23 protein-coding genes and 1 pseudogene are annotated in these 23879 nt (G+C 42.4%); 10 read left to right on the top strand and 14 right to left on the bottom strand.

The window, feature by feature from the left end:
- Nucleotides 1–457: 457 nt before the first annotated feature.
- The 6 genes and pseudogenes from grxB to AB4138_RS02400 form a co-directional block, all read right to left on the bottom strand.
- A pseudogene (gene grxB, locus AB4138_RS02425) lies at nucleotides 458–1067 on the bottom strand (glutaredoxin 2).
- A 27-nt stretch (nucleotides 1068–1094) separates the two neighbouring features.
- Entirely contained in the window at nucleotides 1095–2120 is a 1026-nt protein-coding gene (locus tag AB4138_RS02420; protein WP_136978157.1) for a zinc-binding alcohol dehydrogenase family protein, read from the bottom strand.
- Nucleotides 2121–2264: 144 nt separating this feature from the next.
- Complete coding sequence (locus tag AB4138_RS02415) at nucleotides 2265–3032, bottom strand: glycine betaine ABC transporter substrate-binding protein (RefSeq protein WP_102281786.1); 768 nt, start codon at nucleotides 3030–3032, stop codon at nucleotides 2265–2267.
- 202 nt (nucleotides 3033–3234) lie between these two features.
- Nucleotides 3235–4317 carry an L-dopachrome tautomerase-related protein gene (locus AB4138_RS02410; protein WP_102322247.1) on the bottom strand — a complete coding sequence of 361 codons (1083 nt, stop codon included), beginning with the start codon at nucleotides 4315–4317 and terminating at the stop codon, nucleotides 3235–3237.
- Between the two features lie 82 nt (nucleotides 4318–4399).
- Nucleotides 4400–4690 (bottom strand): putative quinol monooxygenase, encoded by a 291-nt coding sequence (locus AB4138_RS02405; RefSeq protein WP_055026561.1) that lies wholly within the window; start codon nucleotides 4688–4690, stop codon nucleotides 4400–4402.
- A gap of 199 nt (nucleotides 4691–4889) precedes the next feature.
- Nucleotides 4890–5180 (bottom strand): putative quinol monooxygenase, encoded by a 291-nt coding sequence (locus AB4138_RS02400; RefSeq protein WP_102322248.1) that lies wholly within the window; start codon nucleotides 5178–5180, stop codon nucleotides 4890–4892.
- Between the two features lie 216 nt (nucleotides 5181–5396).
- On the opposite strand from AB4138_RS02400, the gene AB4138_RS02395 reads away from it, so the two are divergent.
- Nucleotides 5397–6320: a LysR family transcriptional regulator gene (locus AB4138_RS02395; protein ID WP_102490406.1), complete on the top strand. Its 924-nt coding sequence runs from the start codon at nucleotides 5397–5399 to the stop codon at nucleotides 6318–6320.
- Between the two features lie 60 nt (nucleotides 6321–6380).
- On the opposite strand, the gene AB4138_RS02390 is transcribed toward AB4138_RS02395, so the two are convergent.
- The 3 genes from AB4138_RS02390 to AB4138_RS02380 all read right to left on the bottom strand — a co-directional run bounded on the left by AB4138_RS02390 (nucleotide 6381) and on the right by AB4138_RS02380 (nucleotide 8334).
- Entirely contained in the window at nucleotides 6381–7160 is a 780-nt protein-coding gene (locus tag AB4138_RS02390) for a glycine betaine ABC transporter substrate-binding protein (RefSeq protein ID WP_102322250.1), read from the bottom strand.
- 44 nt (nucleotides 7161–7204) lie between these two features.
- Nucleotides 7205–7945 (bottom strand): sulfite exporter TauE/SafE family protein, encoded by a 741-nt coding sequence (locus tag AB4138_RS02385; protein WP_136978158.1) that lies wholly within the window; start codon nucleotides 7943–7945, stop codon nucleotides 7205–7207.
- Nucleotides 7946–8043: 98 nt separating this feature from the next.
- Nucleotides 8044–8334 carry a putative quinol monooxygenase gene (locus AB4138_RS02380; RefSeq protein ID WP_102322251.1) on the bottom strand — a complete coding sequence of 97 codons (291 nt, stop codon included), beginning with the start codon at nucleotides 8332–8334 and terminating at the stop codon, nucleotides 8044–8046.
- A 299-nt stretch (nucleotides 8335–8633) separates the two neighbouring features.
- On the opposite strand from AB4138_RS02380, the gene AB4138_RS02375 reads away from it, so the two are divergent.
- The 5 genes from AB4138_RS02375 (at nucleotide 8634) to gmtX (ending at nucleotide 15393) form a co-directional block, all read left to right on the top strand.
- Nucleotides 8634–9662, top strand: a complete 1029-nt coding sequence (locus AB4138_RS02375; RefSeq protein WP_055023927.1) for a radical SAM protein — start codon at nucleotides 8634–8636, stop codon at nucleotides 9660–9662.
- A 17-nt stretch (nucleotides 9663–9679) separates the two neighbouring features.
- Nucleotides 9680–10237, top strand: coding sequence for a DUF1349 domain-containing protein (locus tag AB4138_RS02370; protein ID WP_198589518.1), 558 nt, complete (start codon nucleotides 9680–9682; stop codon nucleotides 10235–10237).
- Between the two features lie 464 nt (nucleotides 10238–10701).
- The gene (gene gmtY / locus AB4138_RS02365) at nucleotides 10702–12177 is read left to right on the top strand and encodes a gamma-mobile-trio recombinase GmtY (RefSeq protein ID WP_102319974.1); all 1476 of its coding nucleotides are present in this window, start codon (nucleotides 10702–10704) and stop codon (nucleotides 12175–12177) included.
- The gene (locus AB4138_RS02360; protein ID WP_102319973.1) at nucleotides 12174–14762 is read left to right on the top strand and encodes an integrase family protein; all 2589 of its coding nucleotides are present in this window, start codon (nucleotides 12174–12176) and stop codon (nucleotides 14760–14762) included. Before gmtY ends, AB4138_RS02360 begins: the two co-directional genes overlap by 4 nt.
- A complete protein-coding gene (gene gmtX / locus AB4138_RS02355; protein WP_102319972.1) occupies nucleotides 14755–15393 on the top strand; it encodes a gamma-mobile-trio protein GmtX in 639 nt (212 codons plus the stop codon). Before AB4138_RS02360 ends, gmtX begins: the two co-directional genes overlap by 8 nt.
- Before the next feature lie 311 nt (nucleotides 15394–15704).
- On the opposite strand, the gene AB4138_RS02350 is transcribed toward gmtX, so the two are convergent.
- From AB4138_RS02350 to AB4138_RS02340, 3 genes are all read right to left on the bottom strand, one after another.
- Nucleotides 15705–16694, bottom strand: coding sequence for a calcium/sodium antiporter (locus AB4138_RS02350; RefSeq protein WP_032545875.1), 990 nt, complete (start codon nucleotides 16692–16694; stop codon nucleotides 15705–15707).
- A gap of 365 nt (nucleotides 16695–17059) precedes the next feature.
- Complete coding sequence (locus tag AB4138_RS02345; RefSeq protein ID WP_170963076.1) at nucleotides 17060–18475, bottom strand: DEAD/DEAH box helicase; 1416 nt, start codon at nucleotides 18473–18475, stop codon at nucleotides 17060–17062.
- Nucleotides 18472–19014, bottom strand: coding sequence for a hypothetical protein (locus AB4138_RS02340; RefSeq protein ID WP_102393846.1), 543 nt, complete (start codon nucleotides 19012–19014; stop codon nucleotides 18472–18474). Before AB4138_RS02340 ends, AB4138_RS02345 begins: the two co-directional genes overlap by 4 nt.
- 101 nt (nucleotides 19015–19115) lie before the next feature.
- Here AB4138_RS02340 and AB4138_RS02335 point away from each other — a divergent pair, with 101 nt between their 5' ends.
- Nucleotides 19116–19328: a helix-turn-helix domain-containing protein gene (locus AB4138_RS02335; RefSeq protein ID WP_102393847.1), complete on the top strand. Its 213-nt coding sequence runs from the start codon at nucleotides 19116–19118 to the stop codon at nucleotides 19326–19328.
- A 21-nt stretch (nucleotides 19329–19349) separates the two neighbouring features.
- Here the strand turns inward: AB4138_RS02335 and AB4138_RS02330 are convergent, their stop codons facing one another.
- Nucleotides 19350–19910 carry a recombinase family protein gene (locus tag AB4138_RS02330; RefSeq protein WP_102393848.1) on the bottom strand — a complete coding sequence of 187 codons (561 nt, stop codon included), beginning with the start codon at nucleotides 19908–19910 and terminating at the stop codon, nucleotides 19350–19352.
- Between the two features lie 174 nt (nucleotides 19911–20084).
- On the opposite strand from AB4138_RS02330, the gene AB4138_RS02325 reads away from it, so the two are divergent.
- Both AB4138_RS02325 and AB4138_RS02320 read left to right on the top strand, forming a co-directional pair.
- Nucleotides 20085–20792: a helix-turn-helix domain-containing protein gene (locus AB4138_RS02325; protein WP_136978159.1), complete on the top strand. Its 708-nt coding sequence runs from the start codon at nucleotides 20085–20087 to the stop codon at nucleotides 20790–20792.
- A 43-nt stretch (nucleotides 20793–20835) separates the two neighbouring features.
- Entirely contained in the window at nucleotides 20836–21543 is a 708-nt protein-coding gene (locus AB4138_RS02320; RefSeq protein ID WP_102393850.1) for a hypothetical protein, read from the top strand.
- A gap of 211 nt (nucleotides 21544–21754) precedes the next feature.
- Here the strand turns inward: AB4138_RS02320 and AB4138_RS02315 are convergent, their stop codons facing one another.
- Nucleotides 21755–22516, bottom strand: a complete 762-nt coding sequence (locus AB4138_RS02315) for a transporter substrate-binding domain-containing protein (RefSeq protein WP_017070266.1) — start codon at nucleotides 22514–22516, stop codon at nucleotides 21755–21757.
- 286 nt (nucleotides 22517–22802) lie between these two features.
- Here AB4138_RS02315 and AB4138_RS02310 point away from each other — a divergent pair, with 286 nt between their 5' ends.
- Nucleotides 22803–23852, top strand: a complete 1050-nt coding sequence (locus AB4138_RS02310; RefSeq protein ID WP_017062229.1) for an HlyD family secretion protein — start codon at nucleotides 22803–22805, stop codon at nucleotides 23850–23852.
- The last annotated feature ends 27 nt before the right edge of the window (nucleotides 23853–23879 follow it).

The raw sequence follows: 23879 nt of genomic DNA, 5'->3' as shown, positions 1-23879 counted from the left end.
GTTAGGCTAAAAGTGATCGGTTTAAACCGAAATGGGTGATCGGATAATCCCGAAATGACTGATCGGAATGCTCCGAAATATGCAGTAGTACTGCGGCGGCTTGAGATGCTCTCGGCTCCAATAATTTTTGCCCTAGATAATCAATAACATTACCGCTCGGTGATCACAGACATAGTAGACACGTTTGCAACAAACTTTTGGACATAAATGAGTCAGCGATTTTGCTAAATTAGAAATAAATGAATAACTACAGGTATGGAAAATCACGTCGTAAAGATTTCCAACCTGCCTTGAGGTTACTTCTAGGGGAAGAGGAATAGTAATGAGTAAAAAGGAATCACAGGTTTTACTATTTTTAAGTTTGACTGGTTATATTAATAAAAAAAACGAGCTACCATCTTGATAACTCGGGCCTAATTAATACGCTTTCGTCCAACCAGTCTAGAAAGTTAGTATACTAGCACCTTAGCTCATTACTGTTTGTTTCCAGCCATAACTTGAGCTCTTGCGGCCAAGTAACGGTGGGCTCAACAAAGAAGCCGCGCAGTAGCGAGAAGTAGATAGCCTGATCAACCAGAGGCAGTGGTGATTTACCCGCATTCGGTTGGATCAACGCTTCAGCGTTAAGCAACTGTGCGTTTACATCTGCAACAATCTGCTCTGTGCTTTCTAACAGGCGAACAAAGTTCAGCTCTTCTGTCTCTTTCTTCGCTTGCCATGCAGTAACACTTGCTTCAGTCGCGAACTCTTTTAGATTCAGTTTCGTCCAGCGAGGGTAGCCAATTCTTTGAATCAAAGGGAATGCCTCACGCTGAAATACCAACGTCTCTTCTGATGGTGCGGCTACCGCATCAATACCAGCTTGATCGATGAAGTAAGTAATGATATCCATGCTTTCTGCCATCCGCTTTCTCCAAAACTGGCACCATTTTTTGACCGATTAAATCAATCAGAGTTTGCGCATCAGCATAATCTACAACTTGGTATTCAACGTTAAGCTTCAGTGCATTAGCAACATAAGCAACACGGGCACAAAATGGACAATGCTCGTAGATATACAGTTTCATCAAAAATCCCGTTTTTATAAGTCTGAATTAGTATTTAATCGCAGTTTTGCCAATTGATGCGCTGCTTTCAATGCGTTGGTGTGCGTCTTTTAACGTCTCAACACTAAAACCATTCAATGTGGTGGTGAGTGTAGACTTAATGCGGCCAGCATCAATCAAGTTCGCAGCTTGGAATAGGATATCTTGCTGCTTCTGAAGATCGTCAGTGTTAAACAGTGAGCGAGTGAACATCAGTTCCCAGATGAATCCAGCTGATTTGCCTTGTAGTTTTGATAGATCAACACCACCATCAAATTCTACAATTGAACTGATCATGCCTTGCGGAGCAATCAACTCGACCATTGCATCCCAATGGCCTTTGGTATCTGCAACGTTGAAGATGTAGTCCACATGCTGAATGCCTTGCTCACGTACCGACTCCACCAGATTGCGGTGATTCACAACATGGTCAGCGCCCATATCTCTTACCCACTGCTCGGTCTCTGGTCTTGAAGCAGTCGCAATCACTGTTAGGTTAGTAAGCTGTTTCGCCAGTTGAACCGTAATCGAACCAACACCACCTGCGCCACCAATGATCAGAATAGATTTCTTCTCTTCTGGACGAACGCGTAGGCGATCAAACAAGGCTTCCCAACCTGTCAATGTAGCGAGAGGCATAACGGCTGCTGATTCGTCAGAAAGGCTTTTTGGGGCGTGAGCTGTAATTCGGTAATCGACCGCTTGGTACTCAGCATTCGCACCCATACGTGTCACATCACCTGCGTAATAAACACGGTCACCAATTTCGAAGCCTGAAACATTGCCACCTTTAGCAACCACTTCACCCACCGCGTCATAGCCCAATACTTTTGGCTGCTCTAGGGTTTTATCTTGTGCGTTGCGGATACGTATTCTTGCATCTGCTGGGTTAATCGAGGTCGCACTCACTTTTACCAGCAGGTCATTGTCTTTTAGCTCTGGCAGGCTTGTTTCAAACTCGAATAAGCTGTCTTGCTCTGTAATTGCTAGTGATTGAGTAAAACCAATTGCTTTCATTGTTGTTGGTGCTGGCATGTTGTTTCTCCTTTGATTGGACACCTTCATCATAGAGATTTTTTACCCTAGATAAACCGCCTAATCTTTTAATTACATTCAATATATTTTTGATAATCACACTGCTCGACCGGGTAGTGTTGAGATACTTACCTGTTAACCTAGTTAGATAACACCTTGTGCAGCTAACCATTCATACGTCACTTCATCTTGCGGTTTACCCTCTCGGCACACTTTATAATCAAGCTCGGCAATAATATCGTTGGAGAAACGTAATGAATCTAAGGTTTTAAGCTGTTCATCAGTAAATAGATTTTTCTTATCATCTCTCAGTAACAGTACAGCTCGGTCTACAATTCCAAGCAGCCCTTTCGGCTCTATAAGCTCGCGAATATCATAACGATAGTGAAGAAATTGCGGTTTCCATAGCGGCACAATGACCCACTCTTTATTTGCGACGGCATCTTCAAAAGCACTAAAACAGTCGTCTTCACTGCCTGTAAAAAACTCATAGCCTGCTTTACTTAAACCGTACTCTTCCATCATCTGGATAGAGAAGCGAGTGATTCCAGCTCCTGGATTAATACCTTGAATTTTAGGTCTCATTTGCTCGACGACTTCAGGCTTCAATAAATCCGCCACTTCAGCGACCATCTCTTCAGGTACGTAATCCGGCACACCCCACAGTGCGTAAGGTTCGTAATGAAGTCCAAGCTCGATTAATGGCTCAACTTTTTCAACGTCCGACTTATAGATACCATGGCTCGATGGTAACCAAGCAGAAGAGAGCATATCGATTTCACCAGCTTTCAGTTTTTCAAAATTTTCCTGATGAGGGGAAAAGATTCGCTCAACTTCGAAGCCCATGGTCTTCAATACATTGCTAACCAATGAAGCTGTCGTGCGATGGAATGATAAATCTGTTACACCCATTGTGATTTTTTTATTCATTGTTCTTTCGCTCTTATCGTTGCTGATAGATTGATAATACAAGGCTCTAGAGTAATCAAAAACAGCCTAATTTTTGAATAATTATCAAAAATAAATTGATAGATGCCGATTTACACTTAATAAAAAAGCGTATGCATTGATGAAATACATACGCTTGATATTTACGTATCTATCTACTGTCGCCTTAATCTAATTTGATTCGCAAGACATGATATGGCTTTCTAGAACCTTCTTCACCTTCGTTAAAAGCAGGGTGGAAGTGAAGAGAGTTTTGAGTGACGTACAAGTAATCACCCTGGATAGAGAAACCATCTGCCCATGACAATAACTTGTCATCTTGTGCAAAGATTTTGTAGCCGTCTTTATTCACCACACCAACAGCATTTTTCTCAATATCACCGACATAGATATCACCGTTATCTGCGATAATCATGCCATCACTTGGACGTTTTTCACTGAAAAATTCAATCTGCTCGGCCAATGCATCTTCACTAAGCGCTGTGTTAGCAAGAGCAGCGGCAGGAATACGGTAGATAGCACTACCATTGACTGTACCAAAATATAGCCATTCATTATTTGCATCAATAGTGATTGGATTCACACCAAGATAAAGCGCATCAACGCTACCATCTTCACGCTTTGTCGCCATACGAGAACTATCAATCACAACCTCATGCTCAGGTGAAAGCAGTGCTTTATTTGATTGCAAAACGCGGCGAGATTTACCTGTATTTAAATCTACAACAACAAAGGCAGGCGCAGCTTCGCCATACAGATTACCTAAACTCGTATCGGCAATGTACATCTGGTTACGCAGTGTATCTAATGCAAAATCCTGTAAAAAAGAGTTACCGACCTGTACGTCTTTTCCAATTTCAATGCGTTTAAATAGCTTATCGTTGACGGTATCCCATGCAACAATTTGCGAAGGCGAAGTTTCACTGCCCATATCTAACACCCACACAACACCATCATCGGTACTATCAATACCGATTACTGAAGCCAAACCAACCTCACCTTTATCTGGACCATCTGCCCAGTCTTGGGTTGGAAATGCTTTGGTTGAGCCATCCTTCATCAATTCAACAACACGAAGTTCAGGTGCATCAAGGGGTTGCATAGAAAGGAAAGTACGCCCCTGCTTCGTTACTGTAATGTTCCCTGGTCGTGTGCCATCAAGCTTGGCAACCACTTCGATATCAGCCGCTTGCGCTGTGTTAACTATCATCGCAGTCGCAAGTGTTAGTAAGATTTTGATATTTTTCATGTCGAGCCTCATTGGTGTTCTTTGATGCCCTAACCGTTTTAGTCAGGGCATAGTGCTATAACAAGCTTGTTTTATGTTGTCGTTACGCGATCTTAGTCATTTCGTTGACTGTGAAGCTTGCGACAGAGCCTTCCGTTGCTGTCATGTAGTCCGCAAGGTGCTGGTTGCCCATATGAGCCTGCCAAAGTTCACGTGATACCCAGTTTTCATAAAAAGTAAAATGCGCTGGGTTTTCGTTGTCTTGATGAAGGTCATAGTTGATGCAACCTTCTTCAGCGCGAGTAATGTCGATAAGCTTTAGTAGCTCGGCTTTCACCAGTTCAATTTTGTCGTCATTAGCTTTGATGTTTGCAACAATCGTTAATGTAGTCATGGGATGTTCCTTTTAAATTTGATACCGAAATCGTCGGTAATTTTGATGTCTTTAATGTTTTAGTGATAGGGCAACTCGTCATGTCATATTGAGTTACTCACTAAATGTAGTACAGGTACTACACTCAATTACTGACTTATATTGTAAATACTTTCAAATCTATTTTGATAATTGAATGTTTAAATACGTTAATTTTTAACTAAGCGATCTTGGTCATTTCGTTGACAGTGAAACTTGCGACAGAGCCTTCGGTTGCTGTCATGTAGTCAGCAAGGTGCTGGTTGCCCATATGAGCTTGCCAAAGTTCACGTGATACCCAGTTTTCATAAAAAGTAAAATGCGCTGGGTTGTCGTTGTCTTGATGAAGGTCATAGTTGATGCAACCTTCTTCAGCACGAGTTATCTCGATAAGTTTTAGTAGCTCAGCTTTCACAAGTTCAATTTTGTCGTCATTGGCTTTGATGTTTGCAACAATCGTTAATGTAGTCATAGGAGTTTCCTTCGTTCTGAGTTAGTGCCGTGCTTAGCGCACTGCGTTGTTGGTATGGAGGTATAATAGTGCGAACATTACCAATGAAAAACAGCCCGTCAATTGAATAATTACCAATTAAAATTTGATAATAATCTTTTAATATTTCATGTGGTGCGATATAAAGGGATAGTCATTTTCAGATTTTGTTAACACACTGATTAAAAGGTAACGGTTATGCTCTTAGAGGATTTTCAGGTCATTTTAAAAGTCGCAGAGTTTCGCAGCATCACTGCTGCTGCGACAAATCTGGATATGCGCACGGCAACGGCAAGTGCGGCGGTGAAACGTGTTGAGGCATCATTAGGGGCTGAATTATTTGTACGAACGACTCGTCATTTACGCTTATCTTCTGCCGGCGAGCGTTATTTGCCTCAGTGTGAAGAGGCGTTGCAGATGCTTGAAAAAGCCAAAATGAACATGCGTGAAGAGCTAGGGATTATTGATGGAGAGATCCGCATCGCCCTTTCGTCTGATTTGGGCCGAAATGTGGTCACACCTTGGCTTGATGAATTTTTGTTGGACTACCCAGACGTTTCACTTCGCTCCAGTATCAGTGACAGCAACATCGATTTTTATCGAGATTCTGTTGATATGGCGCTGCGCTATGGCTCACCAACCGATGCGAGTATGTACGGTTTTAAAATTTGTGATGTGCCAAGGCTGTTGTGCGCCAGCCCGGAGTATTTAGCAAAATACGGTACTCCATCCGAGCCAGATGATCTGCTTGAACATAATGCCCTGTTTTACCAGTTACATGATATTTTGCAAAATGAGTGGTTGTTTAATGATGGAAAAGAGGACATTAAGGTAAAACTGAAAGGTAACAGAGCATCTAATGATGGCGATCTTGTTCGGCGCTGGTGTGTGGCGGGGAAAGGGGTAGCAATCAAGTCTTGCCTCGATATGGCCGATGACTTGCTAACAGGGAAAGTGGTCAATGTAATGGCAGACTATAAACCGACTTCCACTGAGCTTTGGTTAATATGCCCAAGCCGACAATCTATTACCCCAACCGTCCGCCTAATAAGGGATATGCTTAGAGAAAAGACCGAACAGATTCTAATCCAAATGAAGGACAAAGGGATTCTATTGGGTTAACTGTTGAGGTTGTGAGGGCGTGGAAATTGCCAGCCCTCAGTAAAGCGGTGATGGTCTTAACTACTGATGGTTGTCCAACCACTCACGAGTCACATCATCAACCGCTAATCCCGCACGGCAAACCTTGTAATCCAATTCTGCGATGATTTCATTTGAAAAGCGCAATTGATCTAGCTGTGCCAACTGTGCTGGGGTAAATACGATTGATCTTTCTTGTCGAAGTAATAATATGGCGCGATCAACGCTACCCAATAATCCTTTGGGCTCTTTTAATTCACGGATAGTAAATAGGTGGTGCAAGAACTGTGGTTTCCACAATGGCACAATAACCCACTCATTATTTTCAACCGCACGCTCGTAGGCACCAAAGCAATCCTCTTCTGAACCAGAGTGAAAATGATAACCCACATCGCTTAATCCATATTGGTCCATCATTTCAATAGAGAATCGGGTAATGCCAGCACCTGGGTTAATACCTTGAATGTGTTTGTTGGTGCGCTTAACGACTTCTGGTTTTAATAGGTCACTGATTTGTGAAACAACCTCCTCAGGTACATAATCGGGCACCCCCCATAGAGCGTACGGTTTATAGTGCAAACCTAACTCTAACAAAGGCTCTACCGTTTCAACATCGGATTTATAGATACCGTGGCTTGAAGGTAACCAGGCAGAAGAGAGCATGTCGATACGGCCCACTTTTAGATTTTGGAAATTTTCTTGATGTGGTGCGTAGACACGTTCCACCTGAAAACCCATATCAGTTAAGACATGGCTAACTATCGATGCAGTAACGCGATGAAAAGATAAATCGGTAATCCCGAGATTGATAATGTTAGACATAACGTGACCTTATGATAAAAGAAAAAGAGGTTTTAAAATCGCATTTAAAGTGCCGTGAGGCCGGAATAGAGCATCTTTGTTCCCGTAAGAAACAGAACGCTATAACTTATCTTGTAAATCAACTCTTGAGAGATGATATTCACCATCCACACACCGGCTCTAACCCCTAAAAACGCAATCGGCACCAAAACTAACGAGGTCATCAAGTTTTGCATATCGAGCAGCCCCATATAGCTGTATGGGATCAACTTAATAAAATTAAGCACCGTGAAAAATACTACGCTGGTGCCGATTAATTGTTCTTTCGGCAGATTTTTTGGCAGTAGATGCATGCTTGCAGGCGGACCACCGGCATGGGCAATTGTACTGGAAAACCCAGACAACATACTTAAGGCATAGCCCTTTATCGGGTGGCTAAATTGAACCTGCTTTAGCAGAAACTTTTGTGTTAAAAAGACCAAAGCCAGCCCCCCAATGATAAGTTCAACTACAGATGTTGACAGACTACCCATAAAATAAGCAGCACTCATCACCCCCAAAATAGCGAAGGGCATCATACTTTTTAGCTCGACGTAATTGCAGTTCTTGCGGTGGTAAAACAGCGCCATTAAATCCATACCAAACAATAATGGTAATAAAATCGCAGCGGCTTGAACTGGCGACACGCTCATCGCCATCAAAGGTACCGATAGCATCCCCAAAATACCGCCGACCCCTCCCTTGCCCATGCCATAGAAAAAAACGGCAGGTATCGCTGCAACATAAAACCAAAGGTCTGTGATCATGATATGTAAACCAAGAAAATACGTAGATGAAAACAAGTGTATTTGAGCAAAAAACTTTTAAAGCCATTGACTCAAATAAGGGGGTATACAAAGTTGGCTTAAGCGATTTGGGTCATTTCGTTTACAACGAAGCTAGCCACACAGCCTTCAGCTGCTGCCATATAATCGGCAAGGTGTTGATTACCCATATGTGCTTGCCAAAGTTCACGTGATACCCAGTTTTCGTAGAAAGTGAAGTGTGCTGGTTTTTCGTTGTCTTGGTGGAGGTCATAGTTGATGCAACCGTCTTCGGCACGAGTGACGTCGATTAATTTCAACAGCTCTGCTTTTACCAGTTCGATTTTGTCTTCATTGGCCACGATGTTTGCAACGATAGTTAGCTTAGTCATAGTGTGTTCCTTTGTATGGAGTTGAAGCAGCTGATGGTGTGCTGCGCTGTTGGTTTGGGTGTATATTACGGTGATTATTGCAAAGTAAAAACAGTCTAGAAATTGATTTATTATCAAATTTAGTTTGAGAATTGATTTTTAAGTCTGACCATAATGAGGGAATTAGATCGCGTTGTGTGGTGATGTGCACGGTGTTTATCTATTTGTTTTTGATAATAATTCAAATAATACCGCGTTTTTACCGTGTAAAATTTGCCGTAGGATGGCCAAATCAATTTCAATTCATTGGATAAATAGCCATGTCACAGATACATTTTCAACAGGGCCCAATACGCCCACCATCAGAAGCAGACAGTTTGCTTATCAGAACCACACAAGGGTGCCCGTGGAATAAATGTAAGTTCTGCACCCTTTTTGAAGGCATGGAGTTCTCTATTCGTCCGGTTGAAGATATTAAGCGTGATATCTGGGCGGCGAGGGCGTTTTATAAAAACAGAACCTTTGATAGCTGTTTTTTGCAAGATGGCGACTCATTCGCCATGGAAACCCAAGACTTACTTGACGTGCTCAATACACTGAAAGAGGCTTTTCCGGAGCTTAAACAGATCAGCTCGTATGGCCGGGCGCAGACCATGACTAAAAAATCGCCAGCGGAGATGAAAGCAATCTGCGATGCTGGGCTAAACATGCTTTACTGCGGTATGGAGTCGGGATCTATCGAGGTTCTAAAACTGATGAAAAAGGGGATCACCCCGAAATCAATCTTGAAGTCAGCCGAATATGCCAAGCAAGCGGGTATGAAAATGATGACCTTCATTATCCTTGGCTTAGGTGGAAAAGAACTGTCAGAGCAACATATCGCAGCAACGGCCGAGCTACTGAATCAAATCAACCCAGACGAAATTCGCATACTCTCGCTGGCGGTTAAATCGGGAACTGAATTGGATGAGTTAGTACAAAACGGCCAATTTACACCACTAACAGAGCGAGAGATGCTTGAAGAACAATATCAGCTTATCAGCAAGCTAGACGGCATAACGGGTAATTATGGCAACTTCCATGGCATCAATGTATTGACGGAACTTAATGGACAATTACCACAAGATAAAGAGACATTTTTGCGCACCATTGAGCACTTTATGATGATGAGTGAAAACGACCAGAATAACTTTGTTTTAGGTCGCCGCATGCACTATTACGCCACACTGAGTGATATGCGAAATCAGCTTATGTATGACAGCGTACAAAAAGAACTAGACCGAATTAAGCTGCAAAATCTTGGCAATCTTGACGATATTTTCTATCAACTCCGCCAACGTATGATCTAATAGTAAGGAACAGCGCAATGATAAACAATCTAGATAATTGGACGATTCAAAATGAAAACCCAGAGCACTGGTCGTTTAAAAATGAAGTGCTTACAATGCAAGTTCAAGAGGGCAATATCTTTGGTGCTGGCGCTAATGATGTAAAAAACATCTTTATTTATCCGGTAGACAAGCCAGAATACAGCGCGGAGGTGACGATTAATCTAGATCCGAACCTCAGTTTCGAGCAGGCTGGACTAGGGATTTACTGGGACAATGATAACTATATAAAAATCAGTAAAGAGATGTTTATGGGTGCGCGATCGCTGGTGTTTGTTGTAGAACAAAATGGTCAGCCTGATATTAAACATCGCTTATTATTCGGTGAGTCGACAGTATCGGTAAAGCTTGAAAGAAGCGACACTAAAGTTCGCGCTTATTATCGAACGCAAGATAACGACACATGGCAGTCAATTATAAGCACTGCCGCACTATCAGGGCACGAGCAAGGCGTTATGCTTTACACCTTTAGCGGCAGAATCACTGTGCCCAACTTTGCTGAATTTAGTGAGTTTGAGCTAACTGATTTGAACTAATGTGCATCCCGCATAAGATGAACTGGCCTGCTCCATTAATAAAGATTGAGTGGGTTAGTTAAGTGACGTTGCCATACTTTTAATGATCCATGTGTTGCTGAATTAGCAATTTCGCTAAAACGGAATTGTCCAAAAGCTTGCTAGAGATCGATCAAACTCTATGTGATCACTAAGCGATTCTGTCGTTAGCCTTTTAACAATACGAGAATGTAGTGTAACTTTCTTACATGCTGAAGAGATCAATATTGCCTTTCACCCAAATGTGACACCTTTTGGTGCTAGTATTTGACATCATCTGGTTTTCTTACACAATAAGTTATTGATTTATTTATGGGCTGTTGGACATGTGTTTGTTTGATCCAGAGCCAGAGCTAGGAAATTCCTAACTCTGGCTTTTGTCGTTAGATCAATAGCAAAAAATATACTATACCTACTAATACCAACTTAGTTTGATATGGTGTTGAATGACTGCGATCGTTAAAGTTCAAGCTCAAATCAAGATTGATCACTCAGGGTTAATGCTCAATATTCCTGTTCTTATTACTGAACAGGGCGTATTTGAACCTTTGCTTGATTACGTTATTAGCCAATCTCATATAAAAAGCCTTCCTTGGATGAACCGAGTTGTGTTTGCATGCCAGTTATTACTGGAATACATGGAGGTCAATCGTGGGTTATTCTCAGAACCGAACCTTCTATTTCAATCTTTTGTACAACGGCTATCATCGGGGACCATCGACAAAGTAGGGTTTGATTCATCAGGTTTGTTTTGGTTACCTCGATCCGTCTCCAACGTTAATCAGCTTTTATCTGCATTGAATGGATTAACGGATTGGCTCTCTATCCATAAAAATACAAGCAGTCTTAACGACTTTGAAGAAGCAACCACCCACCAAGAGCGACTCAATTACGCCGCGTGGCACAAGAGAAATCAGTACAATTTTCTTGGCCATATAAAAAAAAATGCACTTCCCGAATTATTGAAAAAGGTCAGGAAAGTTCGTGGGAAGAAAGACGTAATTAAAGTGGACGGAGACGCGATTTCATTTCCAGAACAGCTATTTAAATCTTTTTTTATCGACGGTGTCGGCAGTGCGAGAGACTCCAGAATTGCCATTCGCGATCAGCTGATTTTGCTGTTGATGCACGGGGCTGGGGTTAGAGAGAGTGATGCTCTGCATTTGTGGGTTGATGATGTGTTTCTTGATCCAATGAACTCTGATAGTGTTACCGTTCGTTTATATCATCCTGAAGATGGCAAGGCACCGAATCATTGGGTCGGTAGAAAACGACAAAGTACGCGTTCGGCTTACCTTGCTGAAAAGTATCACCTAACACCACGCAATAAACTCACGGGTACCGCCAGAGTTGGTTGGAAAACCAAAGTGGTCGATCACGATGATAACTATATTCAACTTCATTGGTTTCCCTCTTATTACGGGGAAGTGTTTGCTTATTTATGGCAGCAATATTTATTTGCTTTGCTCCCTATTCAGCGCAATCACCCTTACGCTTTTGTTTCTTTTTCTAGACGGCAACTAGGTAACGCATTAACGCTAAATGCTTTCAATCAAAGCTATGCGGCGGGTATGGGCAGAATAGGTCAACTTGCATCGAAGCCAGAAGGTCGTTCACCTCATGGACATCGCCATGCCTATGGAAGACGCATGTCTAATGCAGGGGTAGATGTGCGATTCATTAAGAAAGCACTGCATCACTCTTCTCTATTATCTCAGTCGATCTACACCCAACCAGGCGTCCGTGATGTCACACTTGCTTGCGAGCGTGCCACGCAGAAGCTTGATGGTCAGCAGTATGCGAACTTCAAGCAAGATGTTGAACTGAGTTGGGAAACCATTATGGAATCTGGGTTCGAAGATATTGATCCCGACGGTTTGTTTTCAGGTAAAGCGCCAAAATTTGGGAAACGAACTAAATGAAATCAATAGACTATGAATTTAATTGGTTCACCGAAAAGAATGGTTCGGGTTGGGATACGTGGCGAGAGGTTGCGGCGACGTGGTTGCATCAAAAGAAGTATGGCATTGATCATAAGAAGAATGCATTGGACCGGTTTTTGGATGAATACTTAGTTCCGAAATTTATTATTGATCCCGTCGAGTTTTTCGAAATGGGTCCGCAAGATTATGATCAGTTTCTCGGTCAATTCGAATTGTCGGAAGGCTACAGGGTTCGACAAAACAATGAGGTGTGCTCGTTTATCGATTGGGTGATAACCACCTATTATTCTCAACCGGATGATGATGGTGAGTTGGTTGCCATGTTTAAGAACCCTTTTCAAAAAGGGTCTAATCCAGTTAAAAATCAAGAAACGGTCTACAACGCTTTACCTTATACCTACATTAAACGGTTGCGAAAAACTCTTTGTCCGATTGAAAGGGGAAACTTTTCAGACTGGAAATGGGCGATTGAGCAAAGTGACGCATTTATATTGAATGGCCGGCATCAAAGAGACTGGTTTATTGTTGACGGCTCTGTCATTGATAAAGATGACCCTGATTTTGTATGGCGGAAAATCAAAGTAGATAAGCCTCGCAGTATTAGAATTGATGGAGTGCTAAAACCGTTTAAGAAAGGTGAGCATTTTTATGTGATTTGGTCCCCCGTTCGCGCAATGGCACTGTACCTAAAATTGCAACTTCCATTACGTACTTTTCAGGTTCGTATGCTTGATTCTGGTGAAGCCGATACGTGGCGCTACGAAAGTGGAAGTTGGGTTGCTAACGAAATGAATGATTTTGTTGAAGGCAGTGAAAAGCACCCTTGGCAAAAAGGTGTATTTCACCGAATCATCACACCAGACATTGGCGATGTGATGACAGGTCTTTACATTAATACTAATAAGACCGCTGATAAGAATAAGGATGAAATCACGCGAGGCTATGTGATCCCTTGGCAGCATGAAGAGGTCTTATATTGGCTAGAAAAACTGCGCAACTGGCAACAGAAATACAACCCTATTACGGAAGCAACCTCTATTCATCAGCTTGATTACAAACATTTTGGAAGCACAAAAACTGATATTCAGCGCAATGAAATTGGCAACATTTGTTTTTTGTTCCGCAATGCCGCCGCCACCATAAATAGTGAAAAGAAATTGCCGATAACCCAAGGGTATTTGAATACACTTTGGGTTAATTTAATGGCGCAACTCGAACAGGATGTTCATGAAGATGACCATAAATTAACGGACGGTAGTAAAGTTAATTTTATTGACCCTACCAATCATCGTAAGACGTTCTTCCCACTGCATTCATTACGTGTCTCGCTTATCACTTGCTACACCATCGAAGGGGAAATCCCCGCGCCGGTATTATCCAAATTACTGGTGGGTCACAGTAGGCTCATCATGACGATGCATTACACTAAGATCTCGCCTGTGATGATGGCGAAAAAAATGCAGGTGGCAGAAAGCAAAATTGAAGAACAAAACGACGCAAGCTTGCATTCATTTTTGGTCAATAAATCGATAGAGCAGATCGGCTTAAAATCCGCTTATACAGATATTGAGTCGCTGCGCACGGTACTAAGGGTGAGGAACCCCGCAGGATGGCAGGAAAAAGCGATAGGTATTTGTTTAGCAGGAGGGAATACCACGCCCCTTGTGGAAAACACTTCAATTGCAGGTTGCTGGAATGGTGGTGAAAAACTAAAAAAAGCGAATCGTAATCAAGCGGACTTGTATGGCCCTGTTCCTCATGGAATTGAAAATTGCGTCCGTTGTCGCTGGTTTATCACCGACATCAAATACATCCATTCATTAACCGCTCACTTTAACAACCTTAGCTATCACGCCTCTGAATCAGCCAAAATCGCAGCAGAATTAGAAGCTGAGCAAGCTGAGTTGTTGGATGAAGAGTACTTTTGTGAGGTGAATAATGAGCCTTTCAAAAAATACGAGTATTTGCATCAAATAGATCGACGCATTGAAAAGCAAAAAATTGGTGCGGATGAATACTGTAAAGACTTAGTCGCGTGTTTTCAGATCATTCGTAAGCTCATTAATATCGAAGAGCAGCGCCTGCCAGAAGATACAGCGGATAAAGTCGTCGCAATGGGCTCACATGCCGAGATCTCTCCCTTCTTTAGCTTTCTAGATACAGACTCTGAATTTAGGCAATTGATACAACTGTGTGATGACGCAGAAGTTTACGCCGATCTGCGGGATGATTTAAGAAAAACACCCGCGATCACTCATCGTTCAAACAAGTTGAATTCAATGCTAATGCAATCGGGTTACATGCCATTTTTGATGCAACTTGATGATGAAACGCAACTGTTAGCGGGCAATGCAATGATTAATGCCATGCTCAAAGCGACAGGAGAACTTGATAAAACCAAAGCGATGGGTCTCATCGCATCGTATCTTGATACGGAAACGTATTTACAAGACGCGGGTTTGTTGGAGATTGGGGTTAAAGCTATTGAATCTCAAACCGGAATTAATATTTTACGTCTTGCCGATTTATCGAAAAACAAAGTTGGAGTGACTAAAAATGGCTAGCCCCGTTGATCCACATATCGTATTAGAAGAGCTTTGCTCAAGAGCAACAGCCCGCACAACGACAGCGCTAAGAACATTGCACCAAATTCTAGAACAACAAAGCCAGATGAAGTCATTGGACTTCTCTATTGTCACGATTGGAAAGTTATCTCAAGAACAAGGTGGACCTTCGACACAAACCATTCGTAATCGAACAGGAAAGCATTTTCAGCAATTGATTGATGCGTGGGCAGCCTATTCGGGAACGACTCGTAAGAAGCCACTCTCGGTGCGTCAAAAGCAGCTTCTCAACAATAATGACCAACGCATACTGGAGTCTATCGATGATCCAGTCATTCGAGCGGTTGTCGGTTCGTTAATTGCGGAGAGGAACAAATACAGAGACCAGCTTAACGTATTAAAAGCGAATGCCGATATTGTCATAGACCGGACTACTAAATCTCAGCCTCAGGTGGCGGCTACTTCAAATCAGCTGACACCAATAGAAGTGGAGGCTCTGCGGTTTGCCATTTCTGACGAGTTTATGGATGAAAAAAGATGGGTTGTGATGCCGACGGGGCAAGTTAAAGATGAAAATGGCATAGAGGTTTACCAGCGAGGTTATGTGAATGGGGTGCTTAAATTAATCTAAGTGTGGGGGAAGTAGGGCTGTGGACGACGCTTTGCCCGGAAGTGAGTTGAGTTAACGGTTACCGGATCACCTAACAAGGTTTTGCCCCATTCTCACTTAGAGTAATTGCTCTTCGTTAAGCGAGTCTGCTGAGATTATCCAAAATTTTCTAATGTTAGAAACGGATAAACACTCTGGGTATTGAACCTAAACATGTTGGCAGAAATAGTAAGATTATCTCCCAACAGCATTAACTGTTGGGGAGGATATAAAGGTGAATGTTGTCTTTCGGATGTTAGTTAACAGAATTCGAAACTATGTTCTTCGAGGTCCTAAAATGCCGAATTAGCTACTTTTGTTAGGTAAGCTATAAATATCATTAATGGCAAAGTACCTCCCCAACGATGAAGAGTGTAAGTGGCTTGTTTGTTACTCGATGATTGTGATTTAAGCAAGGGAACAGCAAGCATTACACCTAATACCCCTGTTAAAATAATCATGTAAGGAATATCTCGGCTTACGACTTGCTCTGGAATGATCAACTCTTGACCTACTATCGAAGGTATAGCGATTACTCCCAATAAATTGAAAATATTCGAGCCTATTACAGTGGCAAATACAATGTCGTACATTCCTCTGCGCACTCCAGCAATCGCAGCCGCCAGTTCGGGTAAGCTTGTCCCAAATGCAATTATAGTCAATCCAATGGTAAGCTCGCTCAAACCAGCTAGTTGAGCCAAGTTAACCGCTCCCCAGACCATTAACCGCGATGAGGTTAACAGCAGTAACAACATCACTAAACTTTCCCACCCGGCTCGTTTTTTAGTTAATGGCAAGAACTCGAGATCATCTTCAGAAACCTCACCTTGTCTTACGGACTTAGCTAAATAGAAACAGTATACGGCTAGAAAAATCACCAATAATAGACCGTCTGTAATATTTAGCTTTCCTGTGGACATCAGTGCGCTACAGATCAGCATTGATCCTGCCAATATCGGAAACTCTTTTTTGATAAAGCGCTTGTTAGCTTGGATGGGAGCCATTAACACAGCAATGGAAAGCACAAGACCAATATTAATAATATTAGAACCAATACCATTGCCTACAGCCAACTCTCCTGCATTATTTAAAGCAGCAACGGCGGATACGAGTAATTCGGGGGCCGATGTTCCAAACGCAACAACAGTCATACCTATAAAAATCAATGATATGTTGCAATGCTTGGCATAGGTTGCAGATGCAGAAATAAGCCGATCTGCACTGAATGCCACTAAAACTAAGCCGATTGATAACGCTAACGATGGGAGTAAAAAAACAGTCATAGAATAAGTATTCAGAGGGCCTATAACAAACACGAACAACCCCACACTTAGCCCTCGCATAAAGTGTGTAAGTTGTTCGAGTCTCGCTGGGTAGGTACTAAAAACTACTGGTTGCACCATGACGTCTGGTCAAATATGTTGACACAACCTTTTGCAATGCTAGCAAAGCAAAATAGCTACTCCCTCAAACTGGTGAAGACTATAAACGCATAGAGCTAGAAAAGCAATTTGCAGTACGTAGACTAATCCGTAATTTGCTAATTTAGCAAAACCGTTGACAAACTTTTGTCCATAAATGAGTTGAACGACGCCGCTACGTGGTGTGATCACCAAGGGATTCTGTCGTATCTTAATTACTAAGCGATTCATGGGTTTTGAAAACGGAACACATCAACAATTTGTTGTCTAAAATCACCCACTACGTCGAAGTAGTGGCACTGTTCTTCAGAGTTGTGGTTAGATAAGGTGGCTGCTTTTTGTTCAGTTTTAGTTAGTTGTGTTTCGCCCCATGAAATCTGGGTGCCTGAACTTTTTATGCTTGAGTAGTTTGGTATCCGCGTGTTATGAATTTCTGAAAATGCAGCGTTGTTATGGGGCATGTGTTCTTGAAATACTACATCGTTCAAAGGGATCTCCTCTGCGACTCGGTTGGCATAAGTCACTAGGTTGGGTTCGGCAAAAGTATATAACCACGCTTCTTGGTTTATCCCTTTGTTTATCCTGAGAATACGCCCCAAGATTTGCCTGAAGTAAAGCTCTGTTTTAACCTTGCTAAGGTGGCAGCACACTTGAAGCCTAGGGATATCTGTCCCTTCGCTAATCATTCCCACACTCACTATCCAATCGGAATCGCTGCTTCTGAAGTCATCGATGATCCCTGAAGGGGCGTCATGCTTGTAAGTGACAAGAACCGCCTTTTTATTAAACTCTTCGGAAAGCATTGAGTGTATTCTTATCGCGTGCTCAACAGATGCCGCTACCACTAACCCTGCGGCGTTTGGTTTCTTTTCCTGAATCGCATCTAGCTTCTTTAAGCCTAATTTTATCAGGTATCTTATGCAGGTATCGTCGGTGATGATACTTTGATAGTAGCCAAAAGGTTCATCCAGATATTCACGGATGGATGAGAAGTGGCGAGTTTCTGAATCGTTAGATTTTGCAGTGATCATTTCGTTGTCGACTAAGACAATACTGGGTAAGCGACATACTTTATCTTTAACCGCTTGGCTCAACCCATAGACGTAGTTACATTCAATTTCAGCCGTGTTGATGTTGTAGCTTGATAGGCTTACCGGTGCTTTATCAGAACGCCATGGCGTACCAGTTAATGAAAGTGTGTATCGAGCGTGGGATTGTATGTGTTGAATAACTTTTTCACCCCATGCGTTTGCCTCTGTCATGTTGAGCCCCGCGCAATGATGAATTTCATCAAGGACAACCAGGACTCGGTGAGTTTGTAGCAAAGACCAAAAGTAGTCATCAAAGTACTGCAAACCTTGATAGGTATACGAGGCACCTAACGCTCCAATCGCGCCATCAAAACGACAGTTCAGGTGATTCTTAAAGGTATAGGCTAATCCCTGCGATATGGCGGTTGAAGGTGAAAAGCAAAGGACAAAGTCGATAGCTTTTTGTTCAAGTAGCCGAGAGGCAACTTCTGCCGCCATGACTGACTTTCCAGCCCCAGGCGTTGCAAGACAGAGGAAGTGAGACTGACCTTTCTGATAGTGATGCAGGGCCAGTTCGACGCACTCTGATTGCCACTGGCGCAAAGCTATCATGATAGTGCTAATGCCATTTTAATTGCTCTTATCTGACCAACCAATTTCGAACTTTGAATCTTGGTCTTGCTCCTTACATCATGTAAGCCTTCTTTTAAATGAGGGAACTCAGAACTAAGACCTTGATAGGTTTCAAACTCATGTAAGCAGGCTAAAAAGTCACTTTCACATTGCTCTAATCTTTCTTGAAGAACCGTTTTAGGCGAATTTGATTTGCTTTCATAAGAGCTGTTATGGTTTTCGCTGACTTTGATAGTGCTGTTGTTTTTCGAGAGTTCCCAGGTTGTTTTTGAAAACAGCTCAGTCTTTTGATACGTCACTTTTTTGGTGCCTTTAACGCTTACTTTACACAGTAGCTGTTTATTTTCTAGGCGTAGGATATGTCGGTACACCAGTCGTCTTGCTGCAGCTTTATCTAACGTAGAACCAGCGAGAGCCAGGTACCGATCCCTAAGTTCTAATACAGAAAAATCATCAAGTTGATCCTCAATGAGAATTTGATAGAGAAACGGAATTAGGTGAATTGGTTTACTGGACATTTTGTTTACCGAAATTTCGAGTGGGATTTTAAATGCGGATTATAGTCCGTGGCTTTATATGCCGCAAGTAAGGATAGTTTTCATTTTAGCTTGGATTAAAAATGAAAGACTTAGCGGTTAAATTTGGCTCGAAATTACGTGAGGTACGTAAAGAAAAAGGCATCTCTCAAGATAAACTCGCGCTCATTGCTGATATAGATAGAAGTTACGTTGGCCGCATTGAACGTGGTGAAGTGAATATTACACTCGAAAAAGTCTATGGCTTGGCACAAGCCTTAGAATGCAATGTTGTTGAGTTGCTGCCAGCGCAATAGCTAAAAGAGTATTCATACCATTCAAGAATCGCTGCGGTTGTCGTTAAGTATCTTGTATACGCTGTTTCTTGAAATGCCTAGCATACTAGAGATCTGTGTAATTTTTTGATGCTCAGAATGCATACTGATGACTTGTTGCTTTATTGCGTTCGAGAGTGGTTTCCTACCTTTGTATTTTCCAGCGGCTTTTGCTGCCGCGATCCCTTCAAGTTGACGTTCACTGCGAATGTTTAATTCAAACTCGGCAAAGACGGCCAACATATCGAGAAACGCTTTGCCGGATGCTGAATCTGTTGAGATAGGTTGTTCTAAAGCGGTCAGTAGGATTTGCTGCTCGTTAAAGGTTTTGACCATCTGCTGCAAATCTAGAACAGACCTGGCGATGCGATCGATTCTTGTAATGACGAGAGTGTCTCCGGCTCTTAGGTATTCCATTAGATCCACCAAACCTTGACGTTTGATGTTTGACCCCGTCGAAGTATCAGAGAAGATTTTGATACAACCTGCTTCCGTGAGTTTCTGAATCTGGAGATCTAATGATTGCTCTGTAGTGGAAACTCGTGCGTAGCCGACCTTGCTCATTGAATTTGCTCATTTAGCATCTAGACTTATTGAACATAGTGTCATTTAAAGTGTTTATCCACTCTAAATGAACATTATTGAGAAGCGATGAGTTTGTTGAATTAGGGTATACCTTAAATGAAGGCTTGCAGCCGCATGATGTGGAAGCTACTCGTTTAGAAAAGAGGAGACGTCATGAATTTTCGAGATCCTGAGCTTATTCTTGTTAAGCGTTTTCGTGGCGGAAAGAAATCCTATTTTCAAGTGAATTCATTTGATACCGAATGCGTGTCATTACAGGATATAGAACATGGCGAATGCTTTTGCTTTAAACGAGCGCAGTTAGAAAGCCACATTAACAGCGGCCTTCTTATCGCAACGGTCAAAAATAATGTTCCTGACGTTTTATTCATCAATGCTGTTAAAAAGAAAACAAAACCTGTAGCCGTTGGCAAGAAAGCAGCGAATGAAATGGAGGTAGAGCGTCGATATTTCTATGTGCACAAAGTACTGGATTCGGATCTTCCTGCATTGTCAGCAAATCGGTTAACACCTTGGATTAGCAAGGTAGCAGCAGAAATCGAAGATGAATCCCCACCATCATATAAAACACTCACCCGATGGCTTAAAGCGTTTAATGAATCGGGATGGAAAAAAGCGTCGCTGCTCTCACGTCATCATAATAAAGGTAATCACTCCAATCGACTGCCCCCTGAAGTAGATCAATTACTATCTCAGGTTATCGTTGAGCATGCTAGGTCTTCAGTGAGAGTTAATATAGGCAAAGCACATCGAGATTTTATTGAGCGAATGGAACGGCTGAATGAGCGTCGATGCAACGAAGGGCTACCGATGCTTACTCCGAGCAGTTATGAAACTACGTTGCAGCGTTTCAGAAAGTGACCATCTGGTTGTTTATTTTTGTAGCCTTATAACGGGATGAACAATGAACTTTAGCGACCCTAATCTTATTCTTGTGAAGCGCTATCGAGGCGGCAAGTGTTCTCATTATCAGGTAAGTGATGTGAGCCGAACTGAAATTACCATCAAAGACATCGAGCATGGTGGGCACTTTTCCTTTGCAACACGCCAATTAGAATCCCATATACAAAAAGGCCTGTTGGTTGCTGTCATTAAAGATGCTCTCCCTGAAACGGTATTTGTTAACCCTGTAGGCAAAAAGGCTAAGTCCCAGAAAGCGAGCCGAGAGTTAGAATACGAAAAAACAATGGAAAGGCGCTATGCGTACGTAAGGGGAGTATTGGACTCTGATGTTCCGGCGTATACCGAAAAGCGACTGGTTCCGTGGCTTGCTACATTTTCTGAAACTATTGAGGATGCAAATCCACCAAGCTGGCGAACGCTAGCAGAGTGGGTCAGTGTGTACGTGAAATCAGGTTGGCAAAAGAAAGCCTTGAAACCTGCTCACGCGCGTAAGGGTAATCGAACACAATATTTGGATGATGAGGTTGAGAGGCTTTTATTGAAGGTTGTTAGGGACCACTCATTAAAACAAATCAGAGTGAACTATACGCAAGCGCATAATGATTTCTTGAAGCTTGTGGATGATCTCAATCGATCGAGAGTTAAGCAGGGTTTGAAACCAGTTAAAGCGAGCAGTTACCGCACAACGGTTAACCGATTTCAACGGTAGTATAGTGATAGCCATATGTACTAATCTGATACCTATTTAAAATTAAATAAAATCAAAGGCTTAATTGGATTGGTATCCAGTGTGCTATAAATTTCTAACTTCCTGCAAGCATCACTTAAAAAAGCCGCTCTTTATGAGCGGCTTTTTGCTATCTGATGCTTTCTAAAGTGAACACAGTTCGCAATTAGTTTAGTCCACACTGCATACCAAACTATTCGTAAATGCTGTATGAAAAATACTTACTTGCGATTTTTTGATGCTGACCATTGTCGATCAAGCGCTGGATACCGTCATCAATAAGATCTTTGAGTTCATTATCTTGTTTTCGTACCGCGACACCAATACCACGCCCGAACCATTTTTCTTCTGTAAATTTAGGACCCGTAAAGTGGTAGTCCTTACCTTGCTCCGTTTCAAGAAAGCCCGTATTGAGTCCCATAGAACCACCAAACACGCTATCTAGGCGCCCGTTGAGTAAATCGGTAAAGGCTTCGTCGAATGATCCATAACGCTTGATATCTACATTTGGGTAGATCTCGGAAAGGTATTTGTCACCAATGGTAGCGCGCTGAACTCCAATTGTTAGTTCATTTAAGCTGCCGTCATCCATATTGATTTCACGCCCTTTTTCCATGACAAAACGAGTGGGAACTTTAGCGTAAGGCATCGTGAAGTTAACTTTCTTTTCACGTTCTTCGGTAATTGTCATAGCCGCTATAATTGCATCGTTTTTACGGCTTAAAAGCGAAGGGATAATCCCGTCCCAGTCAGTTTTTGAGATGATACATTTTACTTCTAATTCGACACACAAGGCGTTGGCTAAATCGACTTCAAACCCCTCTAATTCACCATCTTGCGTTGTCCAGCTGAATGGTGGGTATGCTCCTTCCACCGTAAATCGGATTTGCTTCCAATCTTTTGCGTAAGTAAATACTGAGAAAACACTGACGAATACAACAAATATCCACTTCATTTTTATTTCCTTATAGTTTTAATGGATAAGTTGGTTAATCAAATGTTAAAGAATATCAATGTTAATGCATATCATTGTGAGCAAAGGCATTAGATAACTTCTGGAACTCTTGCTTCCCAAACTAACTACACGACTTTTTCTTATCTAAATTTCTATTTATATCTTTCATAAACAGTAGCTTGCTGTACTTCTCGCAAGATCTTTAAGATACTCACCTTTGATTTATGTTGCATCTGAAACAAAAATCAATACAATGAGCGCATTATTTTGTTGCAGGTGAAACATTATGGCTAATAAAGCGTATCAATGGATGCTCTATCTAACACTTGGCACCAGTGCCTTGTTTGCTCTTTTCTTGGTGGCAAGTGACAACCTTGCGCCGTTCACAACTCAAGCTCAATTGCACATTCCAACCAGCCGTATTGCTGCAGAAGTGTCGGCGCCAGTGGTGGAGTTGGCTGTTAAGAATGGTCAGGATGTAAAAAAAGGGGAACTGCTAGTTCGCTTAGATCCAACTCGTTTTGAATTGGCGTTAACTCAGGCTGAAGCGGCTTTGGTTGAAGCAGAGCAAAGCTATGAAGCAAACAAGCAGCACTTGCATGGCGCGGAAGCGACGTTACGTCAGCGCCAACACGAAGCTCTGAATGCCGAGAGAAAATTGAAGCGTAACCAGCAATTGATTTCGAGAAAACTTGTTAGCCAAGAAACGCTAGACGATAGCCGATCGGACACGATTGTAAGACAGCAAGCCGTCGAAGCTGCGCAAGCCGATATTGAGCAGATAAAAGCTGAGCTTGAGAAAAGCAGCGACAACGGTGCTTTGGCTGTTGCTCGAACTCGCGTTGAACTGGCGCAATTGGATTTGGACAAAACGACAATCGTCGCGCCTGTTGATGGCGTAATCAGCAATCTCAACCTTAACTCAGGAACCTATGTTGGCGCTGGCAGCCCCGTTTTGTTTTTGGTTGATCGCCAGCATGCTTGGATTAACGCAGACTTCAACGAAAAGGGCAGTGCAAATCTGACTGCGGGAACAACCGTTCGTTTGGTGTTTGATGCAATGCCTGGTGAGGTGTTTGAGGGAAATATTCAAGGTCGTGAACTGGCTATCTATGATGCGAGCAGCGACAACAGCGGCCTCGCGAAAGTCGTGAATGATGATCGCTGGATTCGAGACCAACAAAAAGTGCGTACACAAGTAACGTTGCCGTCACTTGATCACTCATTGTTCTCAGGCTCTAAAGTGAGCGTGATGGTGGTGCCTGAAGCGACGTTTTGGGATGTGATCGGAAGTGCATGGATGGAAGTGCTAGCTCGCATTCGTTACCTAGTTTAACTGTGCTCTTCAATCATCGACTAACTG

The sequence above is a fragment of the Vibrio sp. 10N.286.52.C3 genome (genome assembly GCF_041468865.1).
GTDB lineage: Bacteria > Pseudomonadota > Gammaproteobacteria > Enterobacterales > Vibrionaceae > Vibrio > Vibrio crassostreae_C.
This window is presented reverse-complemented; position numbering and strand designations above follow the sequence as displayed.

What these genes read in the sequence shown, in the direction of transcription:
- AB4138_RS02420 (WP_136978157.1), bottom strand. Translation starts at nt 2,120, where the DNA reads ATGCCAGCACCAACAACAATGAAAGCAATTGGTTTTACTCAATCACTA.
- AB4138_RS02315 (WP_017070266.1), bottom strand. Translation starts at nt 22,516, where the DNA reads ATGAAGTGGATATTTGTTGTATTCGTCAGTGTTTTCTCAGTATTTACT.
- AB4138_RS02415 (WP_102281786.1), bottom strand. Translation starts at nt 3,032, where the DNA reads ATGGGTGTAACAGATTTATCATTCCATCGCACGACAGCTTCATTGGTT.
- AB4138_RS02395 (WP_102490406.1), top strand. Translation starts at nt 5,397, where the DNA reads ATGCTCTTAGAGGATTTTCAGGTCATTTTAAAAGTCGCAGAGTTTCGC.
- AB4138_RS02310 (WP_017062229.1), top strand. Translation starts at nt 22,803, where the DNA reads ATGGCTAATAAAGCGTATCAATGGATGCTCTATCTAACACTTGGCACC.
- AB4138_RS02360 (WP_102319973.1), top strand. Translation starts at nt 12,174, where the DNA reads ATGAAATCAATAGACTATGAATTTAATTGGTTCACCGAAAAGAATGGT.
- AB4138_RS02405 (WP_055026561.1), bottom strand. Translation starts at nt 4,690, where the DNA reads ATGACTACATTAACGATTGTTGCAAACATCAAAGCTAATGACGACAAA.
- AB4138_RS02370 (WP_198589518.1), top strand. Translation starts at nt 9,680, where the DNA reads ATGATAAACAATCTAGATAATTGGACGATTCAAAATGAAAACCCAGAG.
- AB4138_RS02335 (WP_102393847.1), top strand. Translation starts at nt 19,116, where the DNA reads ATGAAAGACTTAGCGGTTAAATTTGGCTCGAAATTACGTGAGGTACGT.
- AB4138_RS02340 (WP_102393846.1), bottom strand. Translation starts at nt 19,014, where the DNA reads ATGTCCAGTAAACCAATTCACCTAATTCCGTTTCTCTATCAAATTCTC.
- AB4138_RS02330 (WP_102393848.1), bottom strand. Translation starts at nt 19,910, where the DNA reads ATGAGCAAGGTCGGCTACGCACGAGTTTCCACTACAGAGCAATCATTA.
- AB4138_RS02400 (WP_102322248.1), bottom strand. Translation starts at nt 5,180, where the DNA reads ATGACTACATTAACGATTGTTGCAAACATCAAAGCCAATGACGACAAA.
- AB4138_RS02325 (WP_136978159.1), top strand. Translation starts at nt 20,085, where the DNA reads ATGAATTTTCGAGATCCTGAGCTTATTCTTGTTAAGCGTTTTCGTGGC.
- AB4138_RS02320 (WP_102393850.1), top strand. Translation starts at nt 20,836, where the DNA reads ATGAACTTTAGCGACCCTAATCTTATTCTTGTGAAGCGCTATCGAGGC.
- AB4138_RS02350 (WP_032545875.1), bottom strand. Translation starts at nt 16,694, where the DNA reads ATGACTGTTTTTTTACTCCCATCGTTAGCGTTATCAATCGGCTTAGTT.
- AB4138_RS02390 (WP_102322250.1), bottom strand. Translation starts at nt 7,160, where the DNA reads ATGTCTAACATTATCAATCTCGGGATTACCGATTTATCTTTTCATCGC.
- AB4138_RS02345 (WP_170963076.1), bottom strand. Translation starts at nt 18,475, where the DNA reads ATGATAGCTTTGCGCCAGTGGCAATCAGAGTGCGTCGAACTGGCCCTG.
- AB4138_RS02380 (WP_102322251.1), bottom strand. Translation starts at nt 8,334, where the DNA reads ATGACTAAGCTAACTATCGTTGCAAACATCGTGGCCAATGAAGACAAA.
- AB4138_RS02410 (WP_102322247.1), bottom strand. Translation starts at nt 4,317, where the DNA reads ATGAAAAATATCAAAATCTTACTAACACTTGCGACTGCGATGATAGTT.
- gmtY (WP_102319974.1), top strand. Translation starts at nt 10,702, where the DNA reads ATGACTGCGATCGTTAAAGTTCAAGCTCAAATCAAGATTGATCACTCA.
- AB4138_RS02385 (WP_136978158.1), bottom strand. Translation starts at nt 7,945, where the DNA reads ATGATCACAGACCTTTGGTTTTATGTTGCAGCGATACCTGCCGTTTTT.
- gmtX (WP_102319972.1), top strand. Translation starts at nt 14,755, where the DNA reads ATGGCTAGCCCCGTTGATCCACATATCGTATTAGAAGAGCTTTGCTCA.
- AB4138_RS02375 (WP_055023927.1), top strand. Translation starts at nt 8,634, where the DNA reads ATGTCACAGATACATTTTCAACAGGGCCCAATACGCCCACCATCAGAA.